General features: G+C 66.0%; 6 protein-coding genes. All 6 read left to right on the top strand.

The genetic code is table 11. The annotated features are described in order from the left end of the window. On the top strand, positions 1-536 hold a 536-nt coding region (locus DBR34_RS05145), incomplete at its 5' end, for a gamma-glutamyl-gamma-aminobutyrate hydrolase family protein (protein ID WP_258223675.1). Beyond that, positions 533-1,966, top strand: coding sequence for a glutamine synthetase family protein (locus tag DBR34_RS05140; protein WP_128095969.1), 1,434 nt, complete (start codon positions 533-535; stop codon positions 1,964-1,966). The genes DBR34_RS05145 and DBR34_RS05140, both read left to right, overlap by 4 nt. A 136-nt stretch (positions 1,967-2,102) precedes the next feature. Next, positions 2,103-3,209, top strand: coding sequence for a polyamine ABC transporter substrate-binding protein (locus tag DBR34_RS05135; protein ID WP_128095968.1), 1,107 nt, complete (start codon positions 2,103-2,105; stop codon positions 3,207-3,209). A 162-nt stretch (positions 3,210-3,371) separates the two neighbouring features. Further along, the gene (potA, locus tag DBR34_RS05130) at positions 3,372-4,505 is read left to right on the top strand and encodes a polyamine ABC transporter ATP-binding protein (RefSeq protein ID WP_038689323.1); all 1,134 of its coding nucleotides are present in this window, start codon (positions 3,372-3,374) and stop codon (positions 4,503-4,505) included. After that, positions 4,502-5,413 carry an ABC transporter permease subunit gene (locus tag DBR34_RS05125; RefSeq protein ID WP_128095967.1) on the top strand — a complete coding sequence of 304 codons (912 nt, stop codon included), beginning with the start codon at positions 4,502-4,504 and terminating at the stop codon, positions 5,411-5,413. The genes potA and DBR34_RS05125 overlap by 4 nt, the downstream gene beginning before the upstream one ends. Then, the coding region (locus DBR34_RS05120; protein WP_128095966.1) for an ABC transporter permease subunit at positions 5,410-6,183 on the top strand (774 nt) is incomplete at its 3' end. The genes DBR34_RS05125 and DBR34_RS05120, both read left to right, overlap by 4 nt.

Here is a 6,183-nt window from a genome sequence, read left to right as displayed (position 1 = left end):
ACTACGGCGGTGCGCCCACCTGGGCAGGCAACCCACACGATCCGGCGCGCGACGCCACTGCGCTTTCGCTGCTGCAGGCCGCGCTGGAACGTGACCTGCCGGTGCTGGCGATCTGCCGGGGGTTTCAGGAATTGAACGTGGCCCTCGGCGGCACCTTGCACGCGCGCGTGCACGAGGTGCCGGGGCTGGCCGATCACCGCGAGGACCCGGCCGCACCGGTCGAGCAGCAGTACGCGCCGTCGCACGCCGTGCAGTTGACCGCCGGCGGCTGGCTGGCGGCCTGGGCCGACGCGGACCGCGTGAAGGTCAATTCGGTGCACGGGCAGGGCATCGATCGCCTCGCTACCGGCCTGCGGTTGGAGGCGCGTGCCGACGATGGCCTGGTGGAAGCGGCGCGCAGCCACGCCCACACCTTCGTGCTCGGGGTACAGTGGCACCCGGAATGGCATGTTACCGACCATCCCTTCCATCACCGCATTTTCCAAGCCTTCGGCGATGCTTGTCGCCGTTACTCCTGCAAAGCAGACCGGTCATGACCACCCGAACGCGTTCGCGTAAAGCCACTTCCCCGCGCAAAGCGGCCTCTTCTTCGCGCAAGGCCGCCCCGCCGCCCGTGCCCGAAGAGAGCGCGCTGCTGCGCTGGCTCAAGGATCGCCGCATCACCGAGGTGGAATGCCTGGTGCCGGACATCACCGGCAACGCGCGCGGCAAGATCATTCCGGCCGACAAGTTCTCCCACGATTACGGCACGCGCCTGCCCGAAGGCATTTTCGCCACCACCGTCACCGGTGAATTCCCGGACGATTACTACGAGCTGACCTCGCCGTCGGACTCGGACATGATCCTGCGCCCGGACCCGGACACCGTGCGCATGGTGCCGTGGGCCACCGACCCCACCGCGCAGGTGATCCACGACTGCTACACCAAGCACGGCGAACCGCACGAACTGGCCCCGCGCAATGTGCTGCGCCGGGTGCTGGATGCCTATGCCGAACTCGGCCTGCGTCCGGTGGTGGCGCCGGAACTGGAGTTCTTCCTGGTGCAGAAGAACACCGACCCGGACTTCCCGCTGCTGCCGCCGGCCGGCCGCTCCGGGCGCCCGGAGACGGCGCGCCAGTCGTACTCGATCGATGCGGTCAACGAATTCGATCCCATCCTCGACCTGATGTACGACTACTGCGATGCGATGAAGCTGGACGTGGACACGCTGATCCACGAATCCGGCGCGGCGCAGCTGGAGGTCAACTTCACCCACGCCAACGCGATGGACTTGGCCGACCAGGTGTTCCTGTTCAAGCGCACCATGCGCGAGTCGGCCATGCGCCACGGGGTGTATGCCACGTTCCTGGCCAAGCCGATGGAGAACGAGCCGGGCAGCGCCATGCACATCCACCAGAGCCTGCTGCGCATCAGCGATGGCCACAACGTGTTCACCGGTGAGCATGGCGGCGAGGATTTCAGCCCGCTGTTCGGCCACTACCTGGCCGGCCTGCAGAAGTACGTGCCGATGGCAATGGCCTTCTTCGCGCCCAACGTGAACTCCTACCGCCGGCTGGTGTTTGGCGAGGTCTCGCCGAGCAACGTGCACTGGGGCTTCGACAACCGCACCTGCGGCCTGCGCGTGCCGCTGGACACCCCGGAAAACATGCGCGTGGAAAGCCGCTTCGCCGGGTCCGACGCCAACCCCTACCTGGCCATGGCCGCCACCCTGGCCGCCGGCCTGCTGGGCATCCGCGAGCAGGGCTCGCCGACCGCGCCGATCAGCGGCAGCGCCAAGGAGCTGGGCTACGACCTGCCGCGCTCGCTGGGCGAGGCGCTGGATGGGCTGGAAGGCTGCCCGGAACTGCGCGAGATGCTGGGCGAGCGCTTCTGCCGGGCCTATGTCTCGGTCAAGCGCAAGGAATACGAGACCTTCTTCCGCGTGATCAGCTCGTGGGAGCGGGAATTCCTGCTGCTCAACGTCTGAACGGCGCCGCGTCGCCAGATCCGGCATGGCCGTGAGGGCCATGTGCTGGGAAAATGGGGGCATGCCCGTTAGGCTGGCACCCGTTGTGCCGGTCTGGCCGGTTCCCCCACCTCGCACCTGACCTGTGGAGAGTCCGATGAAGCTGCGAATCCTCACCCTCGGCATTGCCGTATCCGTGCTCAGCGCCTGTGGCGGCGGCAAGTCCGACGACGACAGCAAGGTGCTGAACGTCTACAACTACAGCGATTACATCGCCGAAGACACCATTCCCACCTTCGAGAAGGCCACCGGCATCAAGGTGACCTACGACGTGTTCGACAGCGACGAAATGGTGGAAACCAAGCTGCTGGCCGGCAACAGTGGCTACGACGTGGTGGTGCCGACGCTGAACTTCTTCGGCCGCCAGATCAAGGCCGGCGTGTTCCTGCCGCTGGACAAGAGCAAGATCCCGAACCTGGCCAACCTGGATCCGGAGGTGATGAAGCGCATCGCCCAGCAGGACCCGGACAACCAGTACGGCGTGCCGTACATGATCGGCACCACCGGCATCGGCTACAACGTGGAACTGCTCAAGCAGCGTTTCGGCGGCAGCACCGACATCGCCAACAGCTGGGACCTGATCTTCAAGCCCGAAAACATCGCCAAGATGAAGGATTGCGGGATCACCATCCTGGACACGCCGTCGGACATGATCCCGATCGCGCTGCACTACCTGGGCGAAGATCCGCACAGCCAGGACCCGGCCACGCTGGAAAAGGCCGCTGCGCTGCTCAAGGGCATCCGCCCGTACGTGCAGAACTTCCACTCCTCGCAGTACGTGGGCTCGCTGGCCAACGGCGGCACCTGCCTGGTGGTGGGCTGGTCGGGTGACATCATCCAGGCCCGCGACCGCGCCGCCGAGGCGGCCAACGGGGTGACGGTGGCCTATTCGATCCCGCGCGAAGGCGCCCCGCAGTGGTTCGACATGCTGGCCATCCCCAAGGACGCCAAGCACCCGGAGGCCGCCTATGCCTTCATCAACTACCTGCTGGAACCGAAGGTGGCCGCTGCCAACACCAACTTCATCCACTACGCCAACCCGGTGACCAAGGCCACCCCGCTGGTGGACGAGGCGATCCGCACCGACCCGACCATCTACCCGCCGGCCGACGTGGCCGCCAAGATGTTCACCTACTCGATCAACACCCCGGAGGTGGACAAGCTCTACACCCGGTTGTGGACCGAGGTGAAGACCGGTCGCTGACCGCTTCCACGACGCCGGCCGCAGGGCCGGCGTTGTCGTTTCAGGGGTCTGCACGGTGGCAGGCCGGGGGCCGGGCAGCCGGTCCGGGCACACCATGACGCCGCGACCACCGGTAAAATGGAATCCTCCCCCCGTCCGCTGCCGCTCCTGGAGCCGCCCCCCATGCCATTTGATGCCAAGCCGGAAGGCGAGGTCGTGCCGGTCCTCGAGCCGGGCTATCTGTCCATCCGCGCGCTGCGCAAGGAATTCGACGGCTTCGTCGCGCTCGACGATGTCAGCCTGGACGTGCGCAAGGGCGAGATCTTCGCCCTGCTCGGCGGCTCGGGCAGTGGCAAGTCCACGCTGCTGCGCTGCCTGGGCGGGTTCGAAACGCCCACCAAGGGCAGCATCGAGCTGGATGGCCAGCGCATCAACGACCTGCCGCCCTACCAGCGGCCGATCAACATGATGTTCCAGTCCTATGCGCTGTTCCCGCACATGACGGTGGAACAGAACATCGCCTTCGGGCTCAAGCAGGACGGCCTGGCCCGCGACGCGATCCGCACCCGCGTGGGCGAGATGCTGGAGCTGGTGCAACTGGGCAAGCTGGCCAAGCGCAAGCCACACCAGTTGTCCGGTGGCCAGCAGCAGCGCGTGGCGCTGGCGCGGTCGCTGGCCAAGGGGCCCAAGCTGCTGCTGCTGGACGAGCCGATGGGCGCGCTGGACAAGAAGCTGCGCTCGCAGATGCAGCTGGAGCTGGTCAACATCATCGAAACCTCGGGCGTGACCTGCGTGATGGTCACCCACGACCAGGAAGAGGCCATGACCATGGCCACCCGCATCGCGGTGATGGACGCCGGCTGGATCCAGCAGGTGGGCAAGCCCGATGAAATCTACGAGCAGCCGGCCAACCGCTTCGTGGCCGAGTTCATCGGCTCGGTGAACCTGTTCGACGGGGTCATCGACGAGGATCTGCCGGAGTACGTCACCGTGCGCACGCCGCTGTTCCCCGCGCCGATCTACGTGGCCCACGGCATCACCGGCTACGAAGGCCAGCCGGTGGCGTTCGCGCTGCGCCCGGAGAAGGTGATGATCGGCAAGGACGAGCCGGCCGGGGACACCAACAAGGCCCAGGGGGTGATCGAGGAGATCGCCTACTTCGGCAGCCATTCGGTGTACCACGTGCGCCTGCCCAGCGGAGCCAAGGTGCTGTCCAACTTCGCCAATTCGCAGCGCTGGGCCAGCGACGGGCTGACCTGGGGCGACAGCGTGTGGGTGTGCTGGCGCGACAACGACGGCGTGGTGCTCACCGCATGAACGCCGCCGTCTGGAAGCGCTGGCTCCCCGGCACCCGCGGTGGTGTGATCGCCGCGCCCTACCTGTGGCTGCTGCTGTTCTTCGCGGTGCCGTTCGTGATCATCCTGATGATCTCGTTCGCGCGCACGCAGGTGGGCTCGCCGCCCTACACGTGGCTGCTGGAATACGTGGACGGCGCGTTTTCGCTGAAGCTCAACCTGGGCAACTACGCGGCGCTGGTGAAGGACAGCCAGTACGTGCTGGCCTACCTGAGTTCGATCAAGATCGCGGTGATCGCCACGCTGTTCACGCTGCTGATCGGCTACCCGATGGCCTACGTGATTTCGCGGATGTCGCCGGCCGCGCGCAACGTGGCGATGATGCTGGTGGTGCTGCCGTCGTGGACCTCGTTCCTGATCCGGGTGTATGCGTGGATCGGCATCCTGGACCGCAACGGGCTGCTGAACCAGCTGCTGCTCAAGCTCGGCGTGATCGATGCGCCGCTGCAGATCCTGTACACGCCGACCGCCGCCTACATCGGCATCGTCTATTGCTACCTGCCGTTCATGGTGCTGCCGCTGTACGCGAACCTGGTCAAGCTGGACAACCGCCTGCTGGAGGCGGCCTACGACCTGGGCGCCAAGCCATGGCAGGCGTTCCTGCGGATCACCCTGCCGTTGTCGCGCACCGGCATCATCGCCGGCTGCATGCTGGTGATGATTCCGGCGGTGGGCGAGTTCGTGATTCCCGAGATGCTGGGCGGTCCGGACACGCTGATGATCGGGCGGGTGCTGTGGGGCGAGTTCTTCAACAACCGCGATTGGCCGACGGCCTCGGCGGTGGCGATCGTGATGCTGCTGTTGCTGCTGGTGCCGATCCTGCTGTTCAACCGGGTCCAGCAGCGTGAGCTGGAAGGGAAGCTGGCATGAGCATGGTGCGCGGCAGCCGCTGGGTGGGCTGGTCGGTGCTGGGGCTGGGCTTTGGCTTCCTGTACCTGCCGATCCTGCTGTTGATGATCTACTCGTTCAACGAATCCAAGCTGGCCACGGTGTGGTCGGGCTTTTCCACGCGCTGGTATGGGGAGCTGTTCAACAACCGGCAGATTCTGGATGCGCTGTGGATCAGCCTGAAGGTGGCGTTCTGGACGGCCTGTGCGTCGACGGTGCTGGGCACGATGGCGGCGATGGTGATGACGCGTTTCAAGCGTTTCCCGGGCAAGACGATGTTCGGTGCGCTGATCACCGCGCCGCTGGTGATGCCGGAGGTGATCCTGGGTTTTTCGCTGATGACGCTGCTGGTGGCGATGGGCGGGATTCCCGGTTTCCCGGCACGCGGGGTAACGAGCATCTGGATCGCGCATGTGACGTTCACGCTGTCGTTCGTGACGGTGGTGGTGTCGTCGCGGCTGCAGGAGTTGGACCGGTCGCTGGAGGAAGCGGCGATGGACCTGGGGGCGGGCCGGTTGAAGGTATTCCTGCAGATCACGCTGCCGATCATCGCGCCGGCGCTGGTGGCCGGCTGGCTGTTGGCCTTTACGCTGTCGCTGGACGATGTGGTGATCGCCAGTTTCGTGGCGGGCCCGAGTTCGACGACGCTGCCGATGAAGGTGTTCGCGTCGGTGCGGATGGGGATCAAGCCGGAGATCAATGCACTGGCGACGCTGATGGTGCTGGCGGTATCGATCGCGGCGGTGGTGGGC

The sequence above is a fragment of the Stenotrophomonas sp. HMWF003 genome (genome assembly GCF_003061285.1).
Classification (GTDB): Bacteria; Pseudomonadota; Gammaproteobacteria; order Xanthomonadales; family Xanthomonadaceae; genus Stenotrophomonas; species Stenotrophomonas maltophilia_AP.
Note: the sequence above shows the minus strand (reverse complement) of the source record. Positions and strands in the feature narration are given on the sequence as shown.

Coding starts and splice junctions, on each gene's coding strand:
- DBR34_RS05140 (WP_128095969.1), top strand. CDS start 533: ATGACCACCCGAACGCGTTCGCGTAAAGCCACTTCCCCGCGCAAAGCG.
- DBR34_RS05135 (WP_128095968.1), top strand. CDS start 2,103: ATGAAGCTGCGAATCCTCACCCTCGGCATTGCCGTATCCGTGCTCAGC.
- potA (WP_038689323.1), top strand. CDS start 3,372: ATGCCATTTGATGCCAAGCCGGAAGGCGAGGTCGTGCCGGTCCTCGAG.
- DBR34_RS05125 (WP_128095967.1), top strand. CDS start 4,502: ATGAACGCCGCCGTCTGGAAGCGCTGGCTCCCCGGCACCCGCGGTGGT.